The 26819-nt window shown below is 66.8% G+C and carries 24 protein-coding genes; 17 read left to right on the top strand and 7 right to left on the bottom strand.

The window, feature by feature from the left end:
* The first annotated feature begins 11 nt into the window (after positions 1-11).
* The gene (locus C1932_RS16825; protein ID WP_108754199.1) at positions 12-2108 is read left to right on the top strand and encodes a prolyl oligopeptidase family serine peptidase; all 2097 of its coding nucleotides are present in this window, start codon (positions 12-14) and stop codon (positions 2106-2108) included.
* 209 nt (positions 2109-2317) lie between these two features.
* Here the strand turns inward: C1932_RS16825 and C1932_RS16820 are convergent, their stop codons facing one another.
* Positions 2318-3505, bottom strand: coding sequence for a pyridoxal phosphate-dependent aminotransferase (locus C1932_RS16820; RefSeq protein ID WP_108762932.1), 1188 nt, complete (start codon positions 3503-3505; stop codon positions 2318-2320).
* 145 nt (positions 3506-3650) lie between these two features.
* Between C1932_RS16820 and C1932_RS16815 the strand changes: the two genes are divergently transcribed.
* The 8 genes from C1932_RS16815 (at position 3651) to hslU (ending at position 11115) form a co-directional block, all read left to right on the top strand.
* Positions 3651-5762 (top strand): S9 family peptidase, encoded by a 2112-nt coding sequence (locus C1932_RS16815; RefSeq protein ID WP_108762931.1) that lies wholly within the window; start codon positions 3651-3653, stop codon positions 5760-5762.
* Between the two features lie 54 nt (positions 5763-5816).
* The gene (locus C1932_RS16810) at positions 5817-6239 is read left to right on the top strand and encodes a YbaN family protein (protein ID WP_108757198.1); all 423 of its coding nucleotides are present in this window, start codon (positions 5817-5819) and stop codon (positions 6237-6239) included.
* Between the two features lie 93 nt (positions 6240-6332).
* Positions 6333-6578, top strand: coding sequence for a lipoprotein (locus C1932_RS16805; RefSeq protein ID WP_108762930.1), 246 nt, complete (start codon positions 6333-6335; stop codon positions 6576-6578).
* Complete coding sequence (gene dapF, locus C1932_RS16800; RefSeq protein ID WP_108750482.1) at positions 6571-7422, top strand: diaminopimelate epimerase; 852 nt, start codon at positions 6571-6573, stop codon at positions 7420-7422. The genes C1932_RS16805 and dapF overlap by 8 nt, the downstream gene beginning before the upstream one ends.
* Positions 7419-8093 carry a DUF484 family protein gene (locus tag C1932_RS16795; protein ID WP_108754195.1) on the top strand — a complete coding sequence of 225 codons (675 nt, stop codon included), beginning with the start codon at positions 7419-7421 and terminating at the stop codon, positions 8091-8093. Before dapF ends, C1932_RS16795 begins: the two co-directional genes overlap by 4 nt.
* 16 nt (positions 8094-8109) lie before the next feature.
* On the top strand, positions 8110-8988 hold the full coding sequence (xerC, locus tag C1932_RS16790; RefSeq protein WP_108754194.1) for a tyrosine recombinase XerC: 879 nt from the start codon (positions 8110-8112) through the stop codon (positions 8986-8988).
* Between the two features lie 112 nt (positions 8989-9100).
* Positions 9101-9652: an ATP-dependent protease subunit HslV gene (gene hslV / locus C1932_RS16785; protein WP_005411093.1), complete on the top strand. Its 552-nt coding sequence runs from the start codon at positions 9101-9103 to the stop codon at positions 9650-9652.
* 89 nt (positions 9653-9741) lie between these two features.
* Complete coding sequence (hslU, locus tag C1932_RS16780; protein ID WP_108762929.1) at positions 9742-11115, top strand: ATP-dependent protease ATPase subunit HslU; 1374 nt, start codon at positions 9742-9744, stop codon at positions 11113-11115.
* 153 nt (positions 11116-11268) lie between these two features.
* On the opposite strand, the gene C1932_RS16775 is transcribed toward hslU, so the two are convergent.
* Positions 11269-11922 (bottom strand): TetR family transcriptional regulator, encoded by a 654-nt coding sequence (locus C1932_RS16775; protein WP_108754193.1) that lies wholly within the window; start codon positions 11920-11922, stop codon positions 11269-11271.
* 227 nt (positions 11923-12149) lie between these two features.
* Here C1932_RS16775 and smeD point away from each other — a divergent pair, with 227 nt between their 5' ends.
* Genes smeD through smeF form a run of 3 tightly spaced genes read left to right on the top strand, consistent with a single transcriptional unit; the run spans position 12150 to position 17916 of the window.
* Positions 12150-13337 (top strand): multidrug efflux RND transporter periplasmic adaptor subunit SmeD, encoded by a 1188-nt coding sequence (smeD, locus tag C1932_RS16770; protein WP_108754192.1) that lies wholly within the window; start codon positions 12150-12152, stop codon positions 13335-13337.
* Between the two features lie 12 nt (positions 13338-13349).
* Positions 13350-16472 (top strand): multidrug efflux RND transporter permease subunit SmeE, encoded by a 3123-nt coding sequence (smeE, locus tag C1932_RS16765; RefSeq protein WP_108762928.1) that lies wholly within the window; start codon positions 13350-13352, stop codon positions 16470-16472.
* 58 nt (positions 16473-16530) lie between these two features.
* The gene (gene smeF, locus C1932_RS16760) at positions 16531-17916 is read left to right on the top strand and encodes a multidrug efflux RND transporter outer membrane subunit SmeF (protein ID WP_108762927.1); all 1386 of its coding nucleotides are present in this window, start codon (positions 16531-16533) and stop codon (positions 17914-17916) included.
* Positions 17917-18183: 267 nt separating this feature from the next.
* On the opposite strand, the gene C1932_RS16755 is transcribed toward smeF, so the two are convergent.
* From C1932_RS16755 to C1932_RS16740, 4 genes are all read right to left on the bottom strand, one after another.
* Positions 18184-18606, bottom strand: coding sequence for a low affinity iron permease family protein (locus C1932_RS16755; RefSeq protein ID WP_108762926.1), 423 nt, complete (start codon positions 18604-18606; stop codon positions 18184-18186).
* Positions 18607-18676: 70 nt separating this feature from the next.
* The gene (locus C1932_RS16750) at positions 18677-19003 is read right to left on the bottom strand and encodes a hypothetical protein (protein WP_108750491.1); all 327 of its coding nucleotides are present in this window, start codon (positions 19001-19003) and stop codon (positions 18677-18679) included.
* A 75-nt stretch (positions 19004-19078) separates the two neighbouring features.
* Positions 19079-19339, bottom strand: coding sequence for a hypothetical protein (locus C1932_RS16745; RefSeq protein ID WP_108757192.1), 261 nt, complete (start codon positions 19337-19339; stop codon positions 19079-19081).
* 200 nt (positions 19340-19539) lie between these two features.
* Positions 19540-19992: a nucleoside deaminase gene (locus C1932_RS16740; protein ID WP_108762925.1), complete on the bottom strand. Its 453-nt coding sequence runs from the start codon at positions 19990-19992 to the stop codon at positions 19540-19542.
* Between the two features lie 81 nt (positions 19993-20073).
* Here C1932_RS16740 and ubiE point away from each other — a divergent pair, with 81 nt between their 5' ends.
* The 4 genes from ubiE to C1932_RS16720 all read left to right on the top strand — a co-directional run bounded on the left by ubiE (position 20074) and on the right by C1932_RS16720 (position 24466).
* Positions 20074-20835, top strand: coding sequence for a bifunctional demethylmenaquinone methyltransferase/2-methoxy-6-polyprenyl-1,4-benzoquinol methylase UbiE (gene ubiE, locus C1932_RS16735; RefSeq protein ID WP_108750494.1), 762 nt, complete (start codon positions 20074-20076; stop codon positions 20833-20835).
* 194 nt (positions 20836-21029) lie between these two features.
* The gene (locus C1932_RS16730; RefSeq protein ID WP_108754187.1) at positions 21030-22958 is read left to right on the top strand and encodes a M1 family metallopeptidase; all 1929 of its coding nucleotides are present in this window, start codon (positions 21030-21032) and stop codon (positions 22956-22958) included.
* Between the two features lie 162 nt (positions 22959-23120).
* On the top strand, positions 23121-23852 hold the full coding sequence (locus C1932_RS16725; RefSeq protein WP_108762924.1) for a hypothetical protein: 732 nt from the start codon (positions 23121-23123) through the stop codon (positions 23850-23852).
* Positions 23840-24466, top strand: coding sequence for an HAD-IA family hydrolase (locus C1932_RS16720; RefSeq protein ID WP_267895880.1), 627 nt, complete (start codon positions 23840-23842; stop codon positions 24464-24466). The genes C1932_RS16725 and C1932_RS16720 overlap by 13 nt, the downstream gene beginning before the upstream one ends.
* A 72-nt stretch (positions 24467-24538) precedes the next feature.
* Here the strand turns inward: C1932_RS16720 and C1932_RS16715 are convergent, their stop codons facing one another.
* Positions 24539-25477, bottom strand: coding sequence for a carbohydrate kinase family protein (locus C1932_RS16715; protein ID WP_108750497.1), 939 nt, complete (start codon positions 25475-25477; stop codon positions 24539-24541).
* Between the two features lie 283 nt (positions 25478-25760).
* Here C1932_RS16715 and C1932_RS16710 point away from each other — a divergent pair, with 283 nt between their 5' ends.
* Complete coding sequence (locus tag C1932_RS16710; RefSeq protein WP_005419402.1) at positions 25761-26807, top strand: rod shape-determining protein; 1047 nt, start codon at positions 25761-25763, stop codon at positions 26805-26807.
* Positions 26808-26819 lie beyond the last annotated feature (12 nt).

Below are 26819 nucleotides of genomic sequence, written 5' to 3'. Positions count from 1 at the left end.
CTGGAGCTGCAATGTCGCGATTCGCTTCCGCCTGCCTGTTGGCCGGCATGATGACCGGCGCCTCGGTGGGGACCGCCGTGGCCGCTGAAGACACCGACCGTTACGCCTGGCTGGAGGACGTGACCGGCGACAAGCCGCTGTCCTGGGTGAAGGAACAGAACGCCAAGTCCGAGGCGCGCCTGGCGCAGACGCCGGCGTTCAAGCAGATGGAAACGAGCATCCGCGAGGTGCTCGATTCGGACGCCAAGATTCCCGGCGTGCAGAAGATCGGCGAGTACTACTACAACTTCTGGAAGGACAAGCAGCACGAACGCGGCCTGTGGCGCCGCACCACGCTGGCCGAGTACCGCAAGGCCTCGCCGCAGTGGGAAACCGTGCTCGACCTGGACGCGCTGAACAAGGCCGAAGGTGAGAACTGGGTCTGGCACGGCGCCGACTGCCTGCGCCCGGACTACAGCCGCTGCCTGATCGCGCTGTCGCGCGGCGGCGCCGACGCCGATGTCACCCGCGAATTCGACCTGGCCAGCAAAACCTGGATCAAGGACGGCTTCTTCCGCCCCGAATCGAAGGGCGGGCTGAACTGGATCGACCGCGACACGGTGTTCGTCTACACCGATTTCGGTGCCGGTTCGATGACCACCTCCGGCTACCCGCGCATTGCCAAGCTGTGGAAGCGTGGCACGCCGATGGCCTCGGCCAGCGTGGTCTACGAAGGCAAGCCGGAGGACATGTACATCGCGGCCATGCACGATGACACCCCCGGCTTCGAGCGCAACCTGGTCAGCCGCACGCTGGCCTTCTACAACAACGAACTGTACCTGCGCGCCGACGACGGCACGCTGAGCAAGATCGATGCGCCCAATTCGGCAGAAAAGGGCCTGCACAAGCAGTGGCTGACCCTGGAACTGCGCGATGCCTGGACCGTGGGTGGCAAGACCTACGCCTCCGGTTCGCTGCTGGCGACCAAGCTGGACGATTTCCAGGCCGGCAAGCGCGATTTCGAAGTGCTGTTCACGCCCACCGCCACCACCTCGCTGGCCGGCACCGCCTGGACCCGCAACCACCTGGTGCTGAACGTACTGGATGACGTGAAGAATCGTCTGTCGGTGCTGACCCCGGGCGCCAAGGGCTGGCAGAAGAGTGAGTTCGTCGGTGCGCCGTCGTTCGGCACGCTGGCCGTGGGCGCAGTCGACAGCAATGACAGCGACGCGGTCTGGCTGACCGCCACCGATTACCTGACCCCGACCACCCTGGCCCTGGCCGAGATCGGCAAGGCACCGGAAACGCTGAAGACCATGCCGGCCTTCTTCGATGCCGACGGCAAGGTGATCGAACAGCACTTCGCCACCAGCAAGGACGGCACCCGCGTGCCGTACTTCGTGGTGCACGACAAGGCGATGAAGCTGGACGGTTCCAACCCGACCCTGCTTTACGGCTACGGCGGTTTCGAGATTTCGCTCACCCCGAACTATTCCGGCGGCATGGGCCGCGCGTGGCTGGAGAAGGGCGGCGTGTACGTGGTCGCCAACATCCGCGGCGGTGGCGAATACGGCCCGCGCTGGCACCAGGCGGCGCTGAAGCAGAACCGTCACAAGGCCTATGAAGACATGGCCGCCGTTGCCCAGGATCTGGTCACCCGCAAGATCACCAGCGCCAAGCACCTGGGCGTGCAGGGCGGCAGCAACGGTGGCCTGCTGACCGGCAACATGCTCACCCAGTACCCGGAACTGTTCGGTGCGGTGGTGGTGCAGGTGCCGCTGCTGGACATGAAGCGCTACAGCCACCTGCTGGCCGGTGCGTCGTGGATGGCCGAGTACGGCAACCCGGACACCAGCGACTGGGAGTTCATCAAGACCTTCTCGCCGTACCACCTGTTCGACGCGAAGAAGAACTACCCGCCGGTGCTGTTCACCACCTCCACCCGCGATGATCGCGTGCATCCTGGCCACGCCCGCAAGATGGCGGCCAAGATGATCGACGCCGGCAAGGATGTGACCTACTACGAGAACATCGAAGGCGGTCACGGCGGTGCAGCCAACAATGCGCAGGCCGCGCATATGTCCGCGCTGGCCTACAGCTTCCTGTGGGAGCGCTTGGGCGGAAAGTGATGGAGTGAAAAACGCCGCCCTCGGGCGGCGTTTTTCGTTGGGGGCCACGTATCCACGCATGGCGTGGATCTACCTGTGCGCGGTGATGCCCTCCGCGCGCGGCGTGCGTGGGGGCCACGTATCCACGCCATGCATGGATGCCTTCCGCGCGCGGCGTGGGTGGGGCCAGTAGATCCACGCCATGCGTGGATGCCGTTCGCGCAGGGCGATCAGGCGCCCCAGCTTTTCAACCCGCGCGCGATGCGCGCCACCGCCTCCTGCAGCCGCGGCACTTCCTGCGTGTACGCCAACCGCACGTGCTGGTTGGCGCGGTGGAAGCCAAAGTCCAGCCCCGGCGTAAACGCCACGTGCTCGGTTTCCAGGAAGTGCGCGCAGAACGCCTGCGCGTCGTCGGTGAACGCGCTGACATCGGCGTACAGGTAGAACGCGCCCTGCGGTTCCACCTCGATGCGGAAACCCAGTTCGCGCAGCGCGGGCAGCAGGAAGTCACGGCGCTGCTGGAACGCCTGCCGGCGCTGCTCGAAGATCGCCATCGCTTCGTCGCTGAAACAGGCCAGCGCCGCGTGCTGGGCAATGCTCGAGGCGCTGATGTACAGGTTCTGCGCCAGCTTTTCCAGCTCGGGCACCGCGGCCGGCGGCGCCACCAGCCAGCCCAGGCGCCAGCCGGTCATGCCGAAGTACTTGGAGAAGCTGTTCAGCACGAACGCGCTGTCATCCACCTGCAGCACGCTGGGCGCATCCAGGCCGTAGGTGAGGCCGTGGTAGATCTCGTCCACCACCAGGTGGCCGCCGCGCGCATGCAGCGACGTCGACAGGGCGGCCAGTTCATCGGCCGACAGCACCGTGCCGGTCGGGTTGGCCGGCGAGGCCACCAGCGCGCCGACGCTGTCGCTGTTCCAGTGCTGTTCCACCAGCGACGGAGTCAACTGGTAGGCGGTGTCCGGGCCGACCGGCACCAGCTGCGCGCCGCCTTCCACCAGGCGCAGGAAGTGGCGGTTGCACGGATAGCCCGGATCGGCCAGCAGCCAGTGCCGGCCCGGATCGACCAGCAGGCTGCTGGCCAGCAGCAGCGCGCCCGAGCCGCCGGGGGTGACCAGGATGCGCTCGGGATCGATGTCCAGCCCGTAATGGCGGGCATAGAAACCGCTGATCGCCTGGCGCAGCGCCGGCAGGCCGCGCGCAGCGGTGTAGCGGGTGTGGCCGGCGGCCAGTGCAGCCTGGCCGGCGCGCACGATGGGTTCGGCGGTGGTGAAGTCCGGCTCGCCGATCTCCAGGTGGATCACATCGTGGCCGGCCTGTTCCAGCGCCTGTGCGCGGGCCAGCAGGGACATCACGTGGAACGGGGCGATTTCATGGCTGCGCCGGCTGTAGCCCGGCGTGTGGGGCAGGGTGCTCATGCGCCCATGGTACGCCGCAGGCCGGGGGGACGCTGCGGCGGTGGTAGAGTCGAGTTTGCTCGACTGCTGTTGCGGTCAGCCGAGCAAGCCCGACCCGACCTACGCCACGGACGCCATTGCGTAACCGCACCAGGACCCTTACTTCATGAAACCCACCCTCTGCCTGTTGCTTGCCAGCCTGATGACCAGCACCGCTACCGCCGCCACCCCGCCCGTTCCGCCGGATGCCCAGAAGCGTCCGCACGAGGTCAAGGCGCCGTTCGGCGCGACCCGCAACGATGACTATTACTGGCTGCGCGACGACACGCGCGAAAACAAGGACATGCTGGCCTACCTGCAGGCCGAGAATGCCTACGCCGACCAGCTGCTGGCGCCGCTGAAGCCGCTGGAAGACACCGTCTACAAGGAAATCGTCGGCCGCATCAAGCAGGACGACGCCAGCGTGCCGGCGCGCGAGCGCGGCTACTGGTACTACAGCCGCTTCGAGACCGGCCAGGACTATCCCATCCATGCGCGCCGCAAGGGCAGCATGGAAGCGCCGGAAGAAGTGCTGCTGGACGTGAACACGATGGCCGCCGGCAAGGGCTACTTCAACGTCGGCTCGATGGACGTAAGCCAGGACAACCAGCTGCTGGCCTGGGCCGACGACGATGTGGGCCGCCGCCAGTACACCATCCGCTTCAAGGACCTGCGCACCGGCAAGGTGCTGCCCGATGTGATCACCGGCAGTTCCGGCGATCTGGTCTGGGCCGATGACAACCGCACCGTGCTGTACGTGGAAAACGACCCGGAAACCCTGCTGACCGTGCGGGTGAAGAAGCACGTGCTGGGCACCCCGGCCAGCGCCGATACCGTGGTCTACGAAGAAGAGGACGACAGCTTCTACATGGGCATCGGCCGCACCCGCGACGATCGCTTCATCACCATCGGCGTGCACAGCACGGTGTCGTCGGAAGAGCGCTACGCCCCGGCCAGCGACCCGACCACCTTCACCGTGCTGGCCCCGCGCCAGCGCGACGTGGAATACGACGCCGACCACTACGATGGCCGCTGGGTGATCCGCACCAACGATGGTGCGAAGAACTTCAAGCTGGTCACCGCGCCCACCGACGCCACCTCGCGCGCGCAGTGGAAGGACTGGATCGCCCACGACGATGCGGTGTTCATCGAAGGCTTCGAGCTGTTCGACAGCTACACCGCCATTGCCGAGCGTTCCGAAGGCCTGGAGCGCGTGCGCCTGCTGTTCAAGGACGGCCGCACCGATTACGTGAAGGCCGACGAGCCGGCGTACTCGATGGGCCTGGGCGACAACACCGAGGCCGATACGCCGTGGCTGCGCTACGTCTATACCTCGATGACCACCCCGACCACGGTGTTTGAACTGAATACCGCCACCGGTGAGCGCCGTCAGCTGAAAGTGCAGCCGGTGATCGGCTACGACTCCAGCAAGTATGAAACCGACCGTGTGTGGGTGACCGCCCGCGACGGCGTGAAGGTGCCGGTGTCGCTGGTCTACCGCAAGGGCTACCAGAAGGATGGCAAGGGCGCGCTGTTCCAGTACGCCTACGGCAGCTACGGCATGTCGATGGACCCGTACTTCAACCAGACGGCGGTCAGCCTGCTCGACCGGGGCGTGGTGTATGCCATCGCGCACATCCGCGGCGGCCAGGAAATGGGCCGCGACTGGTACGAGAACGGCAAGCTGCTGCACAAGCAGAACACCTTCAACGACTTCATCGACGTGACCCGCGCGCTGGTGGCGCAGGGCTGGGCGGCGAAGGACCGCGTGGCCGCTTCCGGTGGCAGTGCCGGTGGCCTGCTGATGGGCGCAGTGGCCAACCAGGCGCCGCAGGATTACCGGGTGATGGTGGCGCAGGTGCCGTTCGTGGACGTGGTCACCACCATGCTCGACCCGACCATCCCGCTGACCACCAACGAGTACGACGAGTGGGGCAACCCGGAACAGAAGCCGTACTACGACTACATGCTGTCCTACTCGCCCTACGACAACGTGAAGCGCCAGGCCTACCCGGCGCTGTTCGTGGGTACCGGCCTGTGGGATTCGCAGGTGCAGTACTGGGAGCCGGCCAAGTGGGTGGCCAAGCTGCGCGATGACAACACCGGGTCGTTGCCGATCCTGTTCCGCACCAACATGGAAGCCGGCCACGGCGGCAAGTCCGGGCGTTTCCAGCGCTACCGCGAACTGTCCGAGTCTTACGCGTTCGTGCTGCAGCAGCTGGGCATCGCCCAGCCGTAAGCGGGGTGGGGTGCCGGGCACTGCCTGGCACCCTGAACCGGTATTCTTGGTGCCATGACCCTGCCCGAACCGCCCCCGGCCCGCGATCCCGCTCCGCCCCCGCGCGTGGTGCGTTTCCGCTGGGCCTGGTGGCTGCTGGCCTACGTCAGCCTGGGCACCGGCATCGTCGGCATCTTCGTGCCGGGCCTGCCTACCACCGTATTCATCCTGATTTCCGCCTGGGCCGCCTCGCGCGGTTCCGAGCGCCTGCACACCTGGCTGCTGCAGCACCCGCGCTTCGGCCCGGCCATCGCCAACTGGCAGGCCCACGGCGCGGTCAGCCGCTACGGCAAGTGGATGGCCACGATCACCATGGCCGTGTGCGCCGGCATCATGCTGTGGTGCGTGCCCATTGCCTGGGTGAAGTGGTTTTCCATCGGCAGCATGACCGTGGTGGCGATCTGGCTGTGGACGCGGCCGCTGCCGCCGGACGCTTGACGGGCCGCGGGCGAAAACCCCGCGCTGCGCGCGATGGTCGACCAACGGTCGACTCTACCTACCGCTCAGCCACCAATGGCTATACTCGGGGCCATGAAGATCCCCCATCGCAATGCCATTCTGATTCCGTTGGCAGCGGCCTCGCTGCTGTTCCTGTCCGCCTGCGGCAACAAGGGCCCGCTGGTACTGCCGCAGAAGCCGGTGCCGGTGGAAGAAGTGGTTGAGCCGGCCGCCGATGCCGATGCCGACGCCACGCCGCCGGCCACCCAGCCGACCAGCGACGGCAGTCCGTCCACCACCCCCGACCCGATCAAGCCGGTGGACGACGGGAATGAGTAAGGCTGGCAACAACGCGCTGCGCTTCAGCAAGATGCACGGCGCAGGCAACGATTTCGTGGTGATCGACCTGCGCGACGGCACCCCGCCGCCGTCGCCGGAACTGGCCGCGCGCCTGGCCGACCGCCATACCGGCGTGGGCTGCGACCAGATCCTGACCATTGAGCCGCCGCGTGCGGAAGGCTCGGTGGCCTCGTACCGCATCTGGAACGCCGATGGTTCCAATTCCGAACAGTGTGGCAATGGCGCGCGCTGCATCGCTGCCTGGCTGGTGCGCGAGGGCAGTGCGCAGGGCGCGCAGTTCGTCATCGACAGCCCGCTGGCCAGCCATGCCGTGCAGGTGCTGGGCGATGGCCGGTTCTCGGTGGCCATGGGCGTGCCGGCGTTCGAACCGGCGCAGGTGCCGCTGGTGGGCTTTGCCCACCCGCGTGAGGAATACCTGCTGCCGCTGCAGGGCGAGAGCGTACGCTTCGCCGCCGTGTCGATGGGCAACCCGCATGCGGTGATCGAAGTGGGCCTGGTCGACGCCGCGCCGGTGGAACGCGTGGGCGGCCTGCTGCAGCAGCACGCCTCGTTCCCCAATTCGGTGAACGTGGGCTTTGCCCAGGTGATGGCGCCGGACCATGCGCGCCTGCGCGTGTTCGAACGCGGCGTGGGCGAGACCCTGGCCTGCGGCAGCGGTGCCTGTGCCGCGGCGGTCACCCTGATGCAGCGCGGCCGCCTGCAGCGTGATGCCCGCATCAGCCTGCCCGGTGGTGAACTGCGTATCCAGTGGCCCGGTGAAGGCCAGCCGGTGGTGATGGCCGGCCCGACCGCATTCGTCTTCGAAGGGGAGTGGAGTGCATGACTGAGACCGCCGACAAGCTCGGGGCCCACGAAGTCGCCAGTTGGCTGCGGCGGCATCCCGGCTTCCTCAAGCAGTTTCCCGACCTGGCCCTGACCCTGGTGGTGCCGCGCGACGACGGCCCCACCGCGTCGCTGGCCAGCTACCAGCTGGAAGTGCTGCGCGAGAAGAACCGCGAGCTGGCGCGGCGGTTGGCCGACCTGGGCGCCACCGCCCAGGTGAACGAGCGGCTGGCGGTGCGTACCCATCAGCTGACCCTGGCCCTGATGAAGCAGGACAACGCCGCCGATACGCTGCGCGCGATGGCCGCCTCGCTGCAGGAAGACTTCGCCGGCGATCTGGTGCGGCTGGTGGTGCATGCGCCAGTGGCCGGGCTGGAACAGGCCGACTGGCTGCAGGTGATCGCCGCCGATGACCCGCAGCTGGGCCCGTTCCGCGACTGCCTGAAGGATGGCGAGCCGATCTGCGGCCGCCTGCAGGCCGACAAGAACGCCGTGCTGTACGGGGTGCGCAGCGAGGAAGTGCAGACCACCGCCCTGCTGCCGCTGCCGGGCGTCGGCCTGATTGCCGTGGGCAGCCACGACCCGAATCGTTTCTACCCGGGCATGGGCACGCTGTTCCTGCGCATGATGGGCGATGCACTGGCCACCGGCCTGAAGCGATTCCACGACTGAACGGAGCGCTGCCTCGATGAGCGCGGTACAGCAGTTCCTGCAGCACCTGCAGGTGGAACGGCGGATGTCGGCGCACACGCTCGACGCCTACCGCCGCGACCTGGATGCGCTGTCGGTCTGGGCCGAACCGCGCGGTGTGGCGGTGGAGGCGCTGGACGTGGACGCCGTGCGCCAGTTCGTGGCCGACGAGCACCGCCGCGGGCTGTCGGCCAAGAGCCTGCAGCGCCGCCTGTCGGCCTGCCGCAGTTTCTATGCCTGGCTGCTGCGCCATGGCCGCATCGAGGCCAGCCCGGCGGCCACCCTGAAGGCACCGCGCGCGCCGCGGCGCCTGCCGCAGGTGCTGGATGCCGATGAAGCGGTGCAGCTGGTCGAGCTGGAGCCGGAAGGCGAGCTGGGCCGCCGTGACCGCGCGCTGCTGGAACTGTTCTATTCGTCGGGCCTGCGCCTGAGCGAAGTCTGCGCGCTGACCTGGCGCGACCTGGATTTCGCCAGCGGCCTGGTGAACGTGATGGGCAAGGGCAACCGCCAGCGCCGGGTGCCGTTCGGGCGGCCGGCGCGCGAGGCGCTGCTGGCCTGGCGCAGTGAAAGTGGCGGACTGCCGGCCCTGCCGGTGTTTCCCGGCCGCAACGGGCCGATCAGCCAGCGCGCGGTGCAGGTGCGCATCCGCCAGCTGGCGCAGCGCCAGGGCCTGTTCAAGCACGTGCACCCGCACATGCTGCGGCACAGCTTCGCCAGCCACATCCTGGAATCGTCGGGCGATCTGCGCGGCGTGCAAGAACTGCTGGGCCACGCCGACATCGCCACGACCCAGATCTACACCCATCTGGATTTCCAGCACCTGGCCAAGGTCTACGACGCGTCCCACCCGCGCGCCAAGCGCAAACCGACCGGGTAGCGCCGGGCCATGCCCGGCGAGCGCAGTGCCGCCGCTGAACGGCAGCCATCCACGCAGGCTTGATCACCCCCGCTGCTGTCCCCATGTCCGGTGAACAGCTATCGGAGGCCGCATGGACCCCAGTCAGAATCCCAACGTTTTCCACGCCACCACCATCGTCTGCGTCCGCCGCGGCGAGCACGTGGCCATTGCCGGTGATGGCCAGGTCACGCTGGGCCACACGGTGATGAAGGGCAATGCACGCAAGGTCCGCCGGCTCGGCCGCGACGGCCAGGTGCTGGCCGGTTTCGCCGGCGCCGCCGCCGATGCCTTCACCCTGTTCGAACTGTTCGAAGCCAAGCTGGAAAAGCATGGCCAGCTGCAGCGTGCCGCCGTCGAGCTGGCCAAGGATTGGCGCACCGAGCGCCGCCTGGGCAAGCTGGAGGCCCTGCTGGCCGTGGCCGACAAGGAAACCTCGCTGATCATCAGCGGCACCGGCGATGTGATCGAGCCGGAGGACGGCATCATCGCCATCGGTTCCGGCGGTTCCTATGCCCTGTCGGCCGCACGCGCGCTGATGGCGCACACCGAACTGGATGCACGCACGATTGCCAGCGAAGCCATCGGCATTGCCGGCGACATCTGCATCTACACCAACCGCAACGTGGTGGTCGAGGAGCTGTAAGGCTCCCCGATCCGCCGGGCAGGGCCCGGCGCTACCGGCCGGAGCCGTTCGGTTCCGGCGTCATCGACAACGCATTCGTGAGCACATCCATGTCGAAGATCGAAGTTTCCTCTGCCACCATGACCCCGCGCGAGATCGTGCAGGAACTGGACCGGCATATCGTGGGCCAGCACGACGCCAAGCGCGCGGTGGCCATCGCCCTGCGCAACCGCTGGCGCCGCATGCAGCTGCCGGCCGAGCTGCGCAATGAAGTGATGCCGAAGAACATTCTGATGATCGGCCCCACCGGCGTGGGCAAGACCGAGATCGCACGCCGCCTGGCCACCCTGGCCAACGCGCCGTTCGTGAAGGTCGAAGCGACCCGCTTCACCGAAGTGGGCTACGTCGGCAAGGACGTGGAGCAGATCATCCGTGACCTGGCCGACACCGCGGTCAAGCTCTACCGCGAGCAGGCCAAGGTGCGCGTGCGCACGCAGGCCGAAGAGCGCGCCGAAGACCGCATCCTGGATGCGCTGCTGCCGCGTCGCAGTGGCGGTATCGGTTTCGATCCGGAAGCCGCACGCAACGAACCGTCGGCGCAGGACAACGAAACCCGCATCAAGTTCCGCAAGATGCTGCGCAGCGGCGAGCTGGACGAGCGCGAGATCGAACTGGATCTGGCTGCCAACGTCAGCATGGACATCATGACCCCGCCGGGCATGGAAGAAATGGGCCAGCAGTTGAAGTCGATGTTCGCCAATCTGGGCGGTGGCGCCAAGGCACACAAGCGCACGCTGACCATCAAGGCCGCGCGCCCGCTGCTGGTGGAAGAAGAGGCCGGCAAGCTGGTCAACGAAGACGATATCCGCACCGCGGCGATCGAAGCCTGCGAACAGCACGGCATCGTCTTCATCGACGAGATCGACAAGGTCGCCAAGCGTGGAGACAACGTGGGTGGTGGCGATGTGTCGCGCGAAGGCGTACAGCGCGACCTGCTGCCGCTGGTGGAAGGTTCCAACGTGTCCACCAAGTACGGCACGATCAAGACCGACCACATCCTGTTCATCGCCTCCGGTGCGTTCCACCTGGCCAAGCCCAGTGACCTGATTCCGGAGCTGCAGGGTCGTTTCCCGATCCGCGTGGAACTGGGCGCGCTCAGCAAGAACGATTTCGTGCGCATCCTGACCGAGCCCAAGGCCGCACTGACCAAGCAGTACGAAGCGCTGCTGGCCACCGAAGGCGTCAAGATCACCTTCACCGCCGATGCCATCGACCGGCTGGCCGAGATTGCCTTCCAGGTGAACGAGCGCCAGGAGAACATCGGTGCCCGTCGCCTGCACACCGTGCTGGAACGCCTGCTGGATTCGCTCAGCTACGAAGCGCCGGACCGTGATGGTGAAACCCTGGCCATCGACAGCGCCTACGTCGATGCACACCTGGGCGAACTGGTGCAGGACCCGGACCTGAGCCGCTACATCCTGTAATGCCAGGCGGGGTCGGATCCCTCGAGCCAGCGAGGGCTCTGACCCCAACCCCCGTAACGCATGAGGCCGCCGAAAGGCGGCCTTTTTCATGGGGTCGGATCCCATGCACGTGCCCATCCACGCATGGCGTGGATCTACCCGGTGGCGCTGACCCTACGGCAGCGGCTCGGGAATCGACCCCGGCACGAACACGCCGTCCTTTACGTAGGCGGCCAGGGTCATGTCCAGCGCCAGCATGCCGTCGCGCTTGAGGTCCATCAGCTCTGGTTCCACCATCGCCCCGTGCAGCACGCCCAGCACGGTGGCGTGCAGCATGCGCGCGGCAATCTTCGGGTCGGCACCGGCGCGCAGCTGGCCAAGGTCCTGCGCCCGGCGCAGCGCACGTTCCATCCGGTCCAGCGCATCGCGGAAACCGGACTGCTGCAGTTCGGCCAGCGCCCGGCTTTCCGACGAGGCATCGCTGCGCAGCATGATTTCCATGGTCTTGCGCAGGCGCTCGTCCTCGGACAGTTCGATGAACGAGTAGATCATCACCGCGCGCAGGTCGTGGATCGGCGTCTGCCGCTCATCGCTGGACGTGCGTTCCAGCTCCTGCATGAAGGGCAGGTGCACCCGCTGGATGATCGCGGCCAGCACCTCGGTCTTGTTCTTGAAGTGCCAGTACACCGCGCCGCGGGTATAGCCGGCGCGCGCGCCGATCATCTCCAGCGTGGTGCGGGCCACCCCGTGTTCATGGAAACAGGCCTCGGCCGCATCAAGGATGCCTTCGCGGGTGGCCTGGGTGTCCTCTTTGGTCTTGCGCGCCATGGGTCGGTGAGTGGGTACGAATGCCGGTGAAACCTGGCTGAATTGTACCGCTTTACAAACAAACAAGCATGTATGTATATTTCGCATCCACGCTCCCCGCCGTGTATGTGCGCCTGCCCATGCCCCGGGGAGGGCAGCCCCCTCGCGACCACCCAGCCCGTTTCTGGTGCCCGGCAGTCGTATCAGGGCGCCCTGAGAATTCCCTCTACCCGCGAGCCCCCAGCCCCATGCACCTGACCCGAATCCGTCCTTTCCTGCTGTCGCTGGCCATCGCCGCGACCGTGGCCGCCTGCGGTGGCCAACCCGAACAGCCCCAGCAAGGCCCCGGCCAGGTGACCGTGGTGACCCTGAAGTCGGAAAGCGTGGGCCTGACCCGCGAACTGCCCGGCCGTACCAATGCCTTCCTGGTGGCCGAAGTGCGCCCGCAGGTCAGCGGCATCGTCGCCAAGCGCCTGTTCGCTGAAGGCGGCCTAGTGAAGGAAGGACAGCCGCTGTACCAGATTGAAGACGCCAGCTACCGCGCCCAGGCCAACAGCGCCCGCGCCCAGTTGGCCCGCGCCGAAGCCACCGCCAATGCCGCGCGCCTGAGCGCCAAGCGCATTACCGAACTGGCCAAGGTCGATGCAGTCAGCCAGCAGGACCTGGAAAACGCCGTGGCCGCGCAGAAGCAGGCCGAGGCCGATGTCGGTGCCGCCAAGGCCTCGCTGGATGCGGCCAACGTCACCCTGGGCTATGCCCGCATCACCGCGCCCATCAGCGGCCGCATCGGCAAGTCCAGCGTCACCCAGGGCGCGCTGGTCAGCGCCGGCCAGGCCGACGCGCTGGCCACCGTGCAGCAGCTCAGCCCGATCTACGTCGATCTGACCCAGTCCTCGGCCGAGCTGCTGCAGCTGCGCCGCGAACTGGCCGCCGGCCGCCTGCAGGACAACCAGACCCTGCCGGTCACCATCCTGCTGGAAGACGGCAGCGAGTTCCCGCACAAGGGCGCGCTGGAGTTCTCCGAAGTCAGCGTGGACCCGACCACCGGCAGCTACGCGCTGCGGGTGAAGGTGGACAACCCCGATGGCCTGCTGATGCCGGGCATGTACGTGCGCGCGGTGATCGGCGGCGGCGTGCGCGCCGATGCCGTGCTGGTGCCGATGCAGGGCATCGCCCGCGACGCCAAGGGCGATACCAGCGCCATGGTGGTGGGCAAGGACAACAAGGTGGAAGTGCGTCCGGTGAAGGTCAGCCGCGCAATCGCCGACAAGTGGCTGGTCGAGGACGGCTTGCAGCCGGGTGACAAGGTCATTGTTGAAGGCCTGCAGAAGATCGGCCCCGGCATGCCCGTGCAGGCCACCGAGAAGGGCGCTGCTCCGGCCACGCCGGACGCCGCCCCGCAGCCTGCCGCGCAGCCGGCCGGCGACGCGAAGTAAGCGGAGAATTCCATGGCACGTTTCTTTATTGATCGACCCATCTTCGCGTGGGTGATCGCCATCATCATCATGCTGGCCGGTGCGCTGGCGGTGATGAAGCTGCCGGTGTCGATGTATCCCGAAGTGGCCCCGCCGGCCGTCGAGATCAGCGCCACCTACCCGGGTGCATCGGCCAAGGTGGTCGAGGACTCGGTCACGCAGATCATCGAGCAGAACATGAAGGGCCTGGATGGCCTGATCTACTTCTCGTCCAACAGCTCGGCCAACGGCCAGGCCACCATCACCCTCACCTTCGAAGCCGGCACCAACCCGGACATCGCCCAGGTGCAGGTGCAGAACAAGCTGCAGCTGGCCATGCCGCTGCTGCCGCAGGAAGTACAGCGGCAGGGCATCAACGTGGCCAAGTCCAGCAGCGGCTTCCTGCAGGTGCTGGGCTTTGTGTCCAACGATGGCAGCATGGATGCCAACGACATCGCCGACTACGTGGGCTCCAACATCGTCGACACGCTCAGCCGCGTGCCGGGCGTGGGCAACATCCAGGTGTTCGGTGGCAAGTACGCCATGCGCATCTGGCTGGACCCGAACAAGCTGCACACCTACAAGCTGTCGGTCGATGAAGTGACCGCGGCGATCACCGCGCAGAACGCACAGGTGGCCATCGGCCAGCTGGGTGGTGCGCCGTCGGTGAAGGGCCAGCAGCTCAACGCCACCATCAACGCGCAGGACCGCCTGCAGACCCCGGAACAGTTCCGCAACATCCTGGTGCGCGGTGGCACCGATGGCAGCGAACTGCGCCTGGGCGACGTCGCCCGCGTGGAACTGGGCGCGGAAAGCTACGACTTCGTCACCCGCTACAACGGCAAGCCGTCTACCGGTATCGCCATCACCCTGGCCACCGGCGCCAACGCGCTGGATACCGCCGAAGGCGTGCGCGCGGCACTGGATGACATGAAGGCCAGCTTCCCGGCCGGCCTGGAAACGGTCATTCCGTACGACACCACCCCGTTCGTGAAGGTCTCGATCAAGGGCGTCATCAAGACCCTGATCGAAGCGATCGTGCTGGTGTTCGTGGTGATGTACCTGTTCCTGCAGAACTTCCGCGCCACCCTCATTCCCACCATCGCGGTGCCGGTGGTGCTGCTGGGTACCTTCGGCGTGCTGGCTGCGCTGGGCTTCTCGGTGAACATGCTGACCATGTTCGCCATGGTGCTGGCCATCGGCCTGCTGGTGGACGACGCCATCGTGGTGGTGGAGAACGTCGAACGCATCATGTCCGAAGAGGGCCTGTCGCCGCTGGAAGCCACCCGCAAGTCGATGAGCCAGATCACCGGCGCGCTGGTGGGTATCGGCCTGGTGCTGTCGGCGGTGTTCGTGCCGATGGCCTTCATGAGCGGCTCCACCGGCATCATCTATCGCCAGTTCTCGGCCACCATTGTTTCGGCCATGGCGCTGTCGGTGCTGGTGGCGATCGTGCTGACCCCGGCGCTGTGCGCCACCATGCTCAAGCCGCTGAAGAAGGGCGAGCACCATGTGGCCCACCGTGGCCTGGTCGGCCGGTTCTTCAACGGCTTCAACCGCGGCTTCGACCGTTCCAGCGAAACCTACCAGCGCGGCGTGAAGGGCATCATCCATCGCCCGTGGCGCTTCATGGGTATCTTCCTGGCCCTGGCCGTCGTGATGGGCGTACTGTTCGCGCGCCTGCCCAGCTCGTTCCTGCCCAATGAAGACCAGGGCATCATGATGGCGCTGGTGCAGACCCCGGTCGGCGCCACCCAGGAACGCACGCTGGAAGCGATGGCCAAGCTGGAAGACCACTTCCTGAAGAACGAAGCCGACGCCGTCGAGTCGATCTTCGCGGTGCAGGGCTTCAGCTTCGCCGGCATGGGCCAGAACGCGGGCATGGCATTCGTGAAGCTGAAGGACTGGAGCGAGCGTGATGCCGACCAGAGCGTGGGTGCGATCACCGGGCGTGCGATGGGCGCACTGGGCCAGATCAAGGACGCCTTCATCTTCGCCTTCCCGCCGCCGGCCATGCCGGAGCTGGGCATTGGTTCGGGCTATACGTTCTTCCTGAAGGACACCAGCGGCAAGGGCCACGACGCCCTGCTGGCCGCGCGCAACCAGCTGCTGGGTGCGGCAGGGCAGAGCAAGCTGCTGGCCAACGTGCGCCCCAACGGCCAGGAAGATACGCCGCAGCTGCGCATCGACGTGGACGTGGAAAAGGCCAACGCGCTGGGTCTGTCGATCAGCTCGATCAACAACACCCTGGCCGCGGCCTGGGGCAGCAGCTACATCGATGACTTCATCGACCGTGGCCGGGTCAAGCGCGTGTACGTGATGGCCGATGCACCGTTCCGCATGAACCCGGACGATTTCAACGTCTGGTCGGTGAAGAACGGGCAGGGCGAGATGGTGCCGTTCAGTGCCTTCGCCACCAAGCGCTGGGACTACGGTTCGCCGCGCCTGGAACGCTACAACGGCGTGTCGGCGATGGAAATCCAGGGTGAGCCGGCCGCCGGCGTTGCCTCCGGCGATGCCATGGCCGAGATCGAGCGCATCGCCAAGGACCTGCCGCCGGGCTTCGAGATCGAATGGACCGCGCTGTCCTACCAGGAACGCCAGGCCGGTTCGCAGACCCCGCTGCTGTACACGCTGTCGCTGCTGATCGTGTTCCTGTGCCTGGCCGCCCTGTATGAAAGCTGGAGCGTGCCGACCTCGGTGCTGCTGGTGGCGCCGCTGGGCATCCTGGGTGCCGTGCTGGCCAACACCTTCCGTGGCATGGAGCGCGACATCTACTTCCAGGTAGCGATGCTGACCACGGTGGGCCTGACCAGCAAGAACGCGATCCTGATCGTGGAATTCGCCAAGGAAAACCTGGAGAAGGGCATTGGCCTGATCGAAGCGACCATGCACGCCGTGCGTGACCGCCTGCGCCCGATCATCATGACCTCGCTGGCCTTCGGCCTGGGCGTGCTGCCGCTGGCCATCGCCTCCGGTGCGGGTTCCGGTGCGCAGCGTGCCATCGGCACCGGCGTGCTGGGCGGCATGCTGGTCGGCACCGTGCTGGGCGTGTTCTTCATTCCGTTGTTCTTCGTGGTCGTGCAGCGCGTGTTCAAGCGCAAGACCGCGGCGTAACCCTGCCGGCGGCGCCGGGCCCTGTCCGGCGCCGCCATCGTGACCCCAAGGTGTCGCCATGAAATTCCATACCCTTGTTCTTTCTGCCGCCGTGGCCCTTGTGCTGGGCGGCTGTTCCACCCTGGTGCCGAAGAACACCGCCGTTGCCCCGGGCATTCCCGCGCAGTGGCCGGCGGAAGCCACCGAAGGCGAAGTGGCCGATGCGGCCGCCGTTGGCTGGCGTGATTTCTTCACCGATGCGCGCCTGCAGGAGGTGATCGGCCAGGCCCTGGCCAACAACCGCGACCTGCGCGTGGCCGTGCTGAACGTGGAAAAGGCACGCGGACAGTATCGCGTGCAGCGCGCCGACCGCGTGCCTGCGCTGGCCGCGCAGGGGCAGATGCAGCGCAGCGGCGGTGATGTGCCGGTCAGCGAACAGTTCACTGCCAACCTGGGCGTGGCCGAGTTCGAGCTGGATCTGTTCGGCCGCGTGCGCAACCTGAGCGAAGCGGCGCTGCAGCAGTACTTCGCCGTGGCCGCCAACCGCCGCAACGCGCAGCTGAGCCTGGTGGCCGAGACCGCCACCGCATGGCTGACCTACGGCGCCGACCAGCAGCAGCTGAAGATTGCCGAAGCGACCCTGAAGACCTACGAGGATTCGCTGCGCCTGGCCGAAGCACGCCACGAGCGCGGTGGCAGTTCGGGCCTGGAGCTGAGTCAGACGCGCACGCTGGTGGAAACCGCACGCACCGACGCGGCGCGTCTGCGCGGCCAGCTGGCGCAGGACCGCAATGCACTGGCGCTGCTGGCCGGTGGCCAGGTCGATCCGGCACTGCTGCCGGACAGCATCGCACCGCAGGTACTGGCGCTGGCGCCGCCGCCGGCGGGGCTGCCCAGCGACGTGCTGCTGCAGCGCCCGGACATCATGGCCGCCGAACACCAGCTGCTGGCCGCCAATGCCAACATCGGTGCCGCGCGGGCCGCGTTCTTCCCCAGCATCAAGCTGACCGGCAGTGTTGGCAGCAGTTCCGGTGAGCTGTCCGGGCTGTTCGACAGTGGCACCCGGGTGTGGAGCTTCCTGCCCACCATCACCCTGCCGATCTTCCAGGGCGGCAAGCTGCGCGCGAACCTGGCCGTGGCCAATGCCGAGCGTGATATCGCACTGGCCGAGTATGAAAAGTCGATCCAGACCGGCTTCCGCGAAACCGCCGATGCGCTGGCGCTGAACGTCAGCCTGGACGAGCAGGTGGCCTCGCAGCAGCGCCTGGTGGAAGCGGCCGAGCTGGCCAACCGCCTGTCGCAGGCACGCTATGACGCCGGCCTGGACAGCTTCGTCACCCTGCTCGACGCGCGCCGTACCGCCTACAGCGCACAGCAGACCCAGCTGCAGGCGCAGCTGGCCCAGCAGGCCAACCGCATCACCCTGTACAAAGTGCTGGGCGGCGGCTGGCGCGAGCGCAGCTGAGCCGCGCCCCCGGCACGGCCCAGCGCAGGCCGCGCGAGGTTGCCTTGGCTCTGGTAGGTGCCAACCTTGGTTGGCACAACGTTGGCACGCGCGTTGAAAAGCATGCCAACCAAGGTTGGCATCTACCGAAGCGGGATTGCAGGCGCGCGCTTTGAAAAGCATGCCAACCAAGGTTGGCATCTACCGAAGCGGGGTTCCAGGCACGTGCGTTGAAAAGCATGCCAACCAAGGTTGGCATCTACCAAAGCGGGATTGCAGGCGCGGGCGTTAAACCGCTTCATCATCGCGCGGGGGAACGCGGCATGCGCGTACCCGCGCCAGCGCATCACCTGCCTCGCGGGCCATGCGCTCGTACTCGGCGCGGATCTCTTCCAGCCGCTCCTCGTCCATTTCCTCCAGATCCAGCAACTCGTTGTTGGCATCGGCCGTGGCGCGGATCAGCTCGTCCAGCTTGATCTGCATCGCCGCGGTATCAGAGTTCTGCGTGTGCTGGATCAGGAACACCATCAGGAAGGTGATGATGGTGGTGCCGGTATTGATGACCAGCTGCCAGGTGTCGTTGAAGCCGAACACCGGGCCGCTGATACCCCACAGCACCACGACGCTGATCGCCGTCAGGAAGGTCCACGGCGAGCCGGCCGCGGCGGAGGCCTTCTTGGCCAAGGTGTTGAACAGGTTGCGTGCGCTCATCGGGGTCGTTCCAGGGGAATGACGCGGATGATCGGCAGCGGCCCGTGCACGGGCCGTGCAGCAGCGCGGCTCAGGCGCGCAGGCGCGGCGCCTGCTGACTGCGTACCGGGCTGCTCTGGTAGACGTGCTGCCAGCAGCGTTCGACGAACTCGCGGGCCTGCGCCTCGGTCAGGCGCGGCATGATCTGCAGGGCGTACTGGGTCTGGAACATCTCATCGCGCTGCGCATCGCTGGCACGCGGCTGGGTGATCAACGAATCGCAGGCGAACTTGACCCACGGCACGTACGAACCGAACGAGTTGTGCGCAAGCGCGCCATCGGCATGCTGGCGGCGCCAGTGGTCCAGCTCGGCGTCGACATTGATGACCGGGGGAATGGTGGGGACTTCAGCGTGCATGACGATCCAATGGGCAGAAGGTGAAAGGGAGTGGGGGCTGATGCCGAGTGTCGTGGGTTGCCGGTGCATGCCGTGTCAGTGCGGCGTGCATCCGGTGTGCGCATCCAGCAGTTGCGCATGCTCCACCGCGCCCAGTGCTTCGGCCATGTCGGCCATGGCATTGCACAGCTGCACCTGGTCGCGTGGGTGCTCGCGCATCACTTCCAGCTGCAGACCTTGATAGGCAGCCCAGAACGGCGCGCCACGGCGGTGCAGCGCGAACTGCTGGCGCAGGCGTTCGCGGATGCCGGCAAGGGCCGGGTGGTCGGGCAGGGAAGGTGCGGCGTGCGCGCTCATCGGCTGGCTCCGCCGGAGCAACGGGCCCCGGTGCGTTCCACCGTAGGCCCCTTGCGTGCACGCGATGTTAGTGGCGTGTGTGCAACTGACGTGGCTGACTGTGCAGCAGTGCGCACGCAACGCCGCAGACGCAGCCGGCACAAGGCTGCGCCGGCGCTGAAGAATTCATAAAGCGTGCAGCGCCTTCACGGCGCGGCGGCTTATTCGCCGATGTCTTCGTTCCAGACGTCCGGATGCTGCGCAATGAAACCGCCCAGCAGATCCACGCATTCCTGGCTGTCCAGGTCGATCACGTTCACGCCGTTCTCGCGCAGCCAGTCGATGCCGCCCTGGAAGGTGCGCGATTCGCCCACCACCACGGTGCCGATGTTGAACTGGCGCACCAGCCCGGAGCAGTACCAGCACGGGGCCAGGGTGGTCACCATGATGGTGTCCTGGTAACGGCGCTGGCGGCCGGCCTTGCGGAAGGCATCGGTTTCGCCGTGCACCGAGGGGTCACCTTCCTGCACGCGGCGGTTGTGGCCGCAGCCCAGCAGGCGGCCATCGTTGTGGTACAGCGCCGCGCCGATCGGCACGCCGCCTTCGGCCAGGCCCTGGCGGGCTTCGGCAATGGCGGTCTGCAGCAGGGCCTGGTAGTCGGGCGTGGTGATCATGCGGGGCTCCGGTGGGTCATGGCCGGCCATGATACGGCGCCGTTGCCCCGCAGCGGCCCCAGCGGTGCGATAATCGGGGGCATGAGCGAATCCCCCTACAAATCCGGTACCACCCACTTCGGGTTCCGCGACGTCGACGCCAAGGACAAGCAGAAGCTGGTCGGGCAGGTGTTCACTTCGGTCGCGCGCAACTACGACCTGATGAACGACCTGATGAGCCTGGGCGTGCACCGGGCCTGGAAGCGCTACTACGTAGCCACCGCGCAGGTGAAGCCGGGCGACCGCGTGCTCGACCTGGCCGGCGGCACCGGCGATATCGCCGCCCTGCTGAAGGAGCGCGTGGGCGCCGAGGGCTCGGTGGTGCTGGGCGACATCAACGCCGGCATGCTGTCGGTCGGCCGTGACCGGCTGACCAACCGCGGCCTGGTGCTGGGCCTGGACTACGTGCAGTGCAACGCCGAAGCCCTGCCGTTCCCGGACAACAGCTTCGATCTGGTCACCATCGCCTTCGGTCTGCGCAACGTGACCGACAAGGATGCCGGCCTGCGCGAGATGTACCGCGTGCTGAAGGTGGGCGGCCAGGCCCGCGTGCTGGAGTTCTCCGAAGTCACCGCCGACTGGTTCAAGCCGATCTACGATTTCCACTCGTTCAGGATCCTGCCGAAGCTGGGCAAGCTGTTCGCCAACGATTCGGACAGCTACCAGTACCTGGCTGAAAGCATCCGCAAGCACCCGCCGCAGGAAGAACTGAAGGCGATGATGGGGCAGGCCGGTTTCGAGCGCTGCCACTACAAGAACCTGACCGGCGGCATCGTTTCGATCCATTCCGGCTACAAGCTGTAAGCCCTGCCCTGGTAGGTGCCGACCTTGGTCGGCACTGGGCCCACGCCGGGCGCTGACACACCGTGCCAACCAAGGTTGGCACCTACCAACGCCGCAGGGCGGGCCCCCCGGCCGGCCTTACCCCGCATCGCGCAACGCCTGCGGGGCCGGAGGGAGGTACCATTGGGGTTTGATCCCCGTAACGGTCCCGATTCATGCGTAATCCGCTGATGCTCCTTCCGCTGGCCGTGGCCCTGGCCGCCGGCTGCTCCCAGGAGGCGGCCGCGCCCGCCGCCGCCCCGACTGCCGAAAAGGCCCCCGCTGCCCCCGTGAACGCCGAAAACCGCAGCCACGACGAAAGCTCCTATGCCGAGCCGGACAAGGTCGTCATCAAGGACATCGCGCTGGATCTGAAGCTGGACTTCGACCAGAAGCAGATCGGCGGCACCGCCACCTACACCCTGGAATGGAAGCAGAAGGACGCCCAGCAGCTGGTGCTGGACACCCGTGAGCTGAGCGTTTCCAAGGTCGAGGCCATCGCCGCCGACGGCGCGCGCAGCCCGCTGAAGTTCGAACTGGCCCCGGTCGACAAGGTGTTCGGCAGCAAGCTGACCATCGAAGCGCCGGCCCAGCCGGCCAAGGTGGAAGTGAGCTACCACACCGCCCCGACCGCCTCGGGCCTGCAGTGGCTGGAGCCGTCGATGACCGAGGGCAAGAAGCTGCCCTTCATGTTCAGCCAGTCGCAGGCCATCCACGCCCGTTCCTGGGTGCCGCTGCAGGACACCCCCAGCGTGCGCTTCACCTACAGCGCGCACGTGGTCTCGCGCCCGGACGTCATGGTGCTGATGAGCGCCGACAACGATCCCAAGGCCGCGCGTGATGGTGACTACACCTTCAAGATGCCGCAGCCGATTCCGTCCTACCTGCTGGCCATCGCCGCCGGTGACCTGGTGTTCGAGCCGATTTCCGGCCGTTCCGGTGTCTGGGCCGAGCCGACCATGGTGAACAAGGCCGCCAAGGAGTTCGAAGACACCGAGAAGATGATCGGTGCCGCCGAGAAGCTGTACGGCGAATACCGCTGGGGCCGCTACGACATGCTGGTGCTGCCGCCGTCGTTCCCGTTCGGCGGCATGGAAAACCCGCGCCTGACCTTCGCCACGCCCACCGTGATCGTCGGCGACAAGTCGCTGGTTTCGCTGGTGGCCCACGAACTGGCGCACAGCTGGTCGGGCAACCTGGTGACCAATGCCAGCTGGAAGGACATCTGGTTGAACGAAGGCTTCACCACCTACGTGCAGGGGCGCATTACCGAAGCCCTGTACGGCAAGGAAATGGCCGAAATGGAAAAGCAGATCGACCAGACCGATCTGCTGGCCGAAGTGAAGGACATGAGCCCGGCCGACCAGGCCCTGGCACTGCCGCCGCTGAACGAGCGTGACCCCGACGAAGCCCTGAGCCAGGTGGCCTACGTGAAGGGTTCCTGGTTCCTGGAGTTCCTGGAACAGCGCTTCGGCCGCGAAACCTTCGATCCGTTCCTGCGTGGCTGGTTCGATGACCATGCCTTCCAGAGCGCCAACACCGACCAGTTCGTCGAGTACCTGAAGAAGAACCTGCTGCCGAAGAACCCGACGGCGGTGAGCGAAGCCGAACTGAAGGCATGGCTGGACGAGCCGGGCATCCCGGCGTTCGCCGCCAAGGCGCAGTCGCGCAACTTCAGCAGCGTCGATGCCGCGCGCATCGCCTTCTCCGGCGCCGGCAGCCTGCCGGGGAGCCAGGTCACCGCCGAATGGGGCACCCAGGAATGGGTGCGCTTCATCGACGGCCTGGGCACCACCCTGCCGCTGGACAAGCTGGCCGCGCTGGACAAGGCCTACCACTTCACCGGCACCGCGAACGGCGAAATCGCCATGCGCTGGTACCCGCTGACCATCCGCAGCGGCTACACCCAGGCCAACGAAGCGGCCGGTGCGTTCATCGAGCGCGTGGGCCGTCGCAAGCTGATCATGCCGATCTACGCCGAACTGGTGAAGACGCCCGAGGGCCTGGCGTTCGCCAAGCAGGCCTTCGAGAAGGCCAAGCCGGGTTACCACCCGATCACCACCGCCTCGGTGCAGGACATGCTGGCCAAGGCCGAAGCCAAGTAAGCAGAAGCGCCGGGCACCCCCCGGCGCTTTTCGTAGAGTCGAGCCATGCTCGACTGCCGTTGCTCTACGCTTCGGTAGAGTCGAGCTTGCTCGACTGCTCTTGAAGAGCCAGTCGAGCATGGCTCGACTCTACAGAACCGCGCACACACGAAGGACCTCCACATGAAACGTCTGTTCCTGATCGCCGCCTGCACCTTGGCGCTGGCCGCCTGCAGCAACCCCGAAGAAGAGCGCAAGGCGCAGGAAGCGGCGGCCGCGGCCGCGCAGGCGCAGAAGGAAGCCAAGGCCGACGAGGTGGCCAAACAGTACGACACCGCCGTGGCCGCACGGGACTGGGAACGCGCGCGCATCCATGGCGGCTCGCTGCTGGACCAGTACAAGGACACCGCCGCCGCCGAGCGCATTGCCGCCGGCTTCGATGAGGTGAAGGCCAAGGCCGATGCCGCGCGCAACCTGCGTCGCATGCAGGCGCTGTGGCAGTACAACGAGATTCCGGTCGGCAGCAAGGGCGTGCAGCGTTCGGCGTCGATCTACAGCAAGGAACGCGTGGACGTGGACGGCAGCGGCGCCAAGCCGGTGCAGCTGGTGTTCCGTGACCACCCCGAATGGAAGCGGCACGCCTACCTGGTGCTGCAGGCCGGCGATTTCCGTTGCCCGCAGTGCACGGTGAAGGTGACCGTGGACGGCGGCAAGCCGGTATCGATGGCTGCGTGGCGGCCGAAGACCGACGAGGCCATCGCGATGTTCATCACCGACCAGAAGGCGCTGTGGAAGCTGGCGCAGAAGGGCCAGTCGATCAGCATCGAGTTCCCGGTGAAGGCCGGCGGCACCCGCACCGCGGTGTTCGAGACCGGCGGCGTGGACAGCAGCCGCATGCCGTCGTGGTGGAAGTAACAGCCCAGGCGACGGTGGCACCGCCCCTGTCGGCCGTGCGCCACTGGGTGTTCGACATGGATGGCACGCTGACCGTGGCCATGCATGATTTCGACGGCATCAAGCGCGCGCTGGGCATCCCGCCCAGTGCGGACATCCTGGCGCACCTGGCCGGCCTGCCGGCGGCGGAGGCGGCGCAGAAGCACGCCTGGCTGCTGGACCACGAGCGGGCGCTGGCCGCAGGCGCACTGCCGGCGCCGGGGGCGGTGGCGCTGCTGCGTGCGCTGGCCGCAGCCGGCTGCCAGCTCGGCATCCTGACCCGCAACGACCATGCGCTGGCCAAGTTGACGCTGGATTCGATCGGGGTAGGGGATCTGTTCGACGATGGCGCCATCATCGGCCGCGATGAAGCGGTGCCCAAGCCCTCGCCCGATGGCGTGCAGCAGCATCTGCGGCGCTGGGGGGCCAGCGCCGGCGGGGCGGTGATGGTGGGCGACCACGCCTACGATCTGGACTGTGGCCGCGCCGCCGGTGCGCGCACCGTGCTGGTCAACCTGCCGGACAACCCGTGGCCCGGCCGCGCGGATTGGCATTTCGCCGATTGCCGCGCGTTGCACGCGGCGTGGCAGGGGTGATCATTCCGCCGTGCCGGGCCGTGCCCGGCGTGTCGACCAAGGTCGACACCTACCCAGGGCATTGCCCTTCGGTTACGCGTTCAGCGCGTAGCCGAACTGCTGTTTGAACTGCTCGTTGAACTCATCGAACGTGAAGCGCTGGTTCTGGGTGCCCGGGTGCTCGACCTTCAGCGCGCCCATCAGGTTGCCCATGCGGCCGATGGTCAGCCAGTCGTAGCCCTTCTGGATGCCGTAGATCAGGCCGGCGCGGAAGGCGTCGCCGCAGCCCGTCGGGTCGACCACGCGGCGCTCGTGCGCCGGCGGAATGTCGTAGCTCTTTTCCGGGGTGTGGATCACCGCGCCCTTCGGGCCGCGGGTGGTGATGTAGGCCTTCACCCGGCTCACGATCTCCTTCTCGTCCCAGCCGGTGCGTTCCTGCAGCAGGTTCGACTCGTAGTCGTTCACCACCACGTAGTCGGCCTGCTCGATGAACGCGCGCAGTTCCGGGCCGTTGAACAGCGGCATGGCCTGGCCCGGGTCGAAGATGAACGGGATGCCGTCTTCGTGGAATTCCTGCGCGTTCTGGATCATGCCCTCGCGGCCGTCCGGGCCGACCAGGCCCAGGGTCACGCCCGGCACGCCGCGCACGTGGTTTTCGTACGAACGCATCATCGCGCCCGGGTGGAAGGCGGTGATCTGGTTGTTGTCGTGGTCGGTGGTGATGAACGCCTGCGGGGTGAACAGCTCATCGATCACGCGCACGCGCGACAGGTCGATGCCCAGGCCTTCGAAGTATTCGCGGTAGGGGCCGAAATCCGAACCCACGGTGCCCATCGGGATCGGCTCGCCGCCCAGCAGGTGCAGGTTGTAGGCGATGTTGCCGGCGCAGCCGCCGAACTCGCGGCGCATGCGCGGGACCAGGAAGGACACGTTCAGGATGTGCACCTTGTCCGGCAGGATGTGATTCTTGAACTGGTCCGGGAACACCATGATGGTGTCGAAGGCAAGAGAACCACAGATCAGAGCGGACATCGATGTAAGCCTATGCGGTGAATTTTGGGGTGGGCCGGCCCGCTTCGGCGGGCAAGCAAACGGCGCCCATGGGCGCCCGACGGCGCAAAGGTTACCCGCTGGTGCCGCTCAGGGCCAGAACCGGGTGATGCCCGATCAGGCCGAAAGCCTGTGAAGACGCGGGTTCAGCTAGTTTTTTCCTTGCTCGGCGGCAGGCGGGTTGCTAGGCTTGTCGGCCTCGATTTCTGCCCATTTTTTCGCCATCCCGCGGCGGGCACGACACCCCTCAGGACTCCTTCCTCAGATGTTCAAGAAACTCCGTGGCATGTTCTCCAACGACCTGTCCATCGACCTGGGCACGGCCAACACCCTCATCTACGTGCGCGGGCAGGGGATCGTGCTGAACGAGCCGTCGGTCGTGGCCGTGCGCCAGGACCGTGCCATTGGTGGCACCCGCTCGGTGGCAGCCGTAGGCGCCGAAGCCAAGCAGATGTTGGGCCGTACCCCGGGCCACATCACCACCATCCGCCCGATGAAGGACGGCGTCATCGCCGATTTCACCTACACCGAAGCGATGCTCAAGCACTTCATCAAGAAGGTGCACAAGTCCCGCGTGCTGCGCCCCAGCCCGCGCGTGCTGGTCTGCGTGCCGGCCGGTTCCACCCAGGTCGAGCGCCGCGCCATCAAGGAATCGGCCGAGGAAGCCGGTGCCCGTGATGTGTTCCTGATCGAAGAGCCCATGGCCGCCGCGATCGGCGCCGGCATGCCGGTCACCGAAGCCCGCGGCTCGATGGTCATCGATATCGGCGGCGGCACCACCGAAGTGGCGGTGATCTCGCTGAACGGCATCGTCTATTCGGCCTCGGTGCGCATTGGTGGCGACCGCTTCGACGAGTCGATCACCAACTACGTGCGCCGCAACCACGGCATGCTGATCGGTGAAGCCACCGCCGAACGCATCAAGGTGGAGCTGGGCTGCGCCTACCCGCAGGCGGAAGTGATCGAGATGGAAATCTCCGGTCGCAACCTGGCCGAGGGCGTGCCGAAGATGATCAAGATCAGCTCCAACGAGGTGCTGGAAGCCCTGCACGAGCCGCTGTCGGGCATCGTCAGCGCGGTCAAGCTGGCGCTGGAACAGACCCCGCCGGAACTGTGCGCCGACGTGGCCGAGCGCGGCATCGTGCTGACCGGTGGTGGCGCCCTGCTGCGCGACCTGGACCGCCTGATTTCCGAGGAAACCGGCCTGCACGTGCAGGTGGCCGACGATCCGCTGACCTGCGTGGCCCGCGGTGGCGGTCGTGCGCTGGAGCTGGTGGACATGCACGGCAACGAGTTCTTTGCGCCGGAATAAGCCGTCCCGGCT

The sequence above is a fragment of the Stenotrophomonas sp. YAU14D1_LEIMI4_1 genome, from assembly GCF_003086815.1.
Classification (GTDB): domain Bacteria; phylum Pseudomonadota; class Gammaproteobacteria; order Xanthomonadales; family Xanthomonadaceae; genus Stenotrophomonas.
The sequence above is the reverse complement of the archived record's forward strand: the minus strand, read 5'-3'. Positions and strand labels throughout refer to the sequence as shown.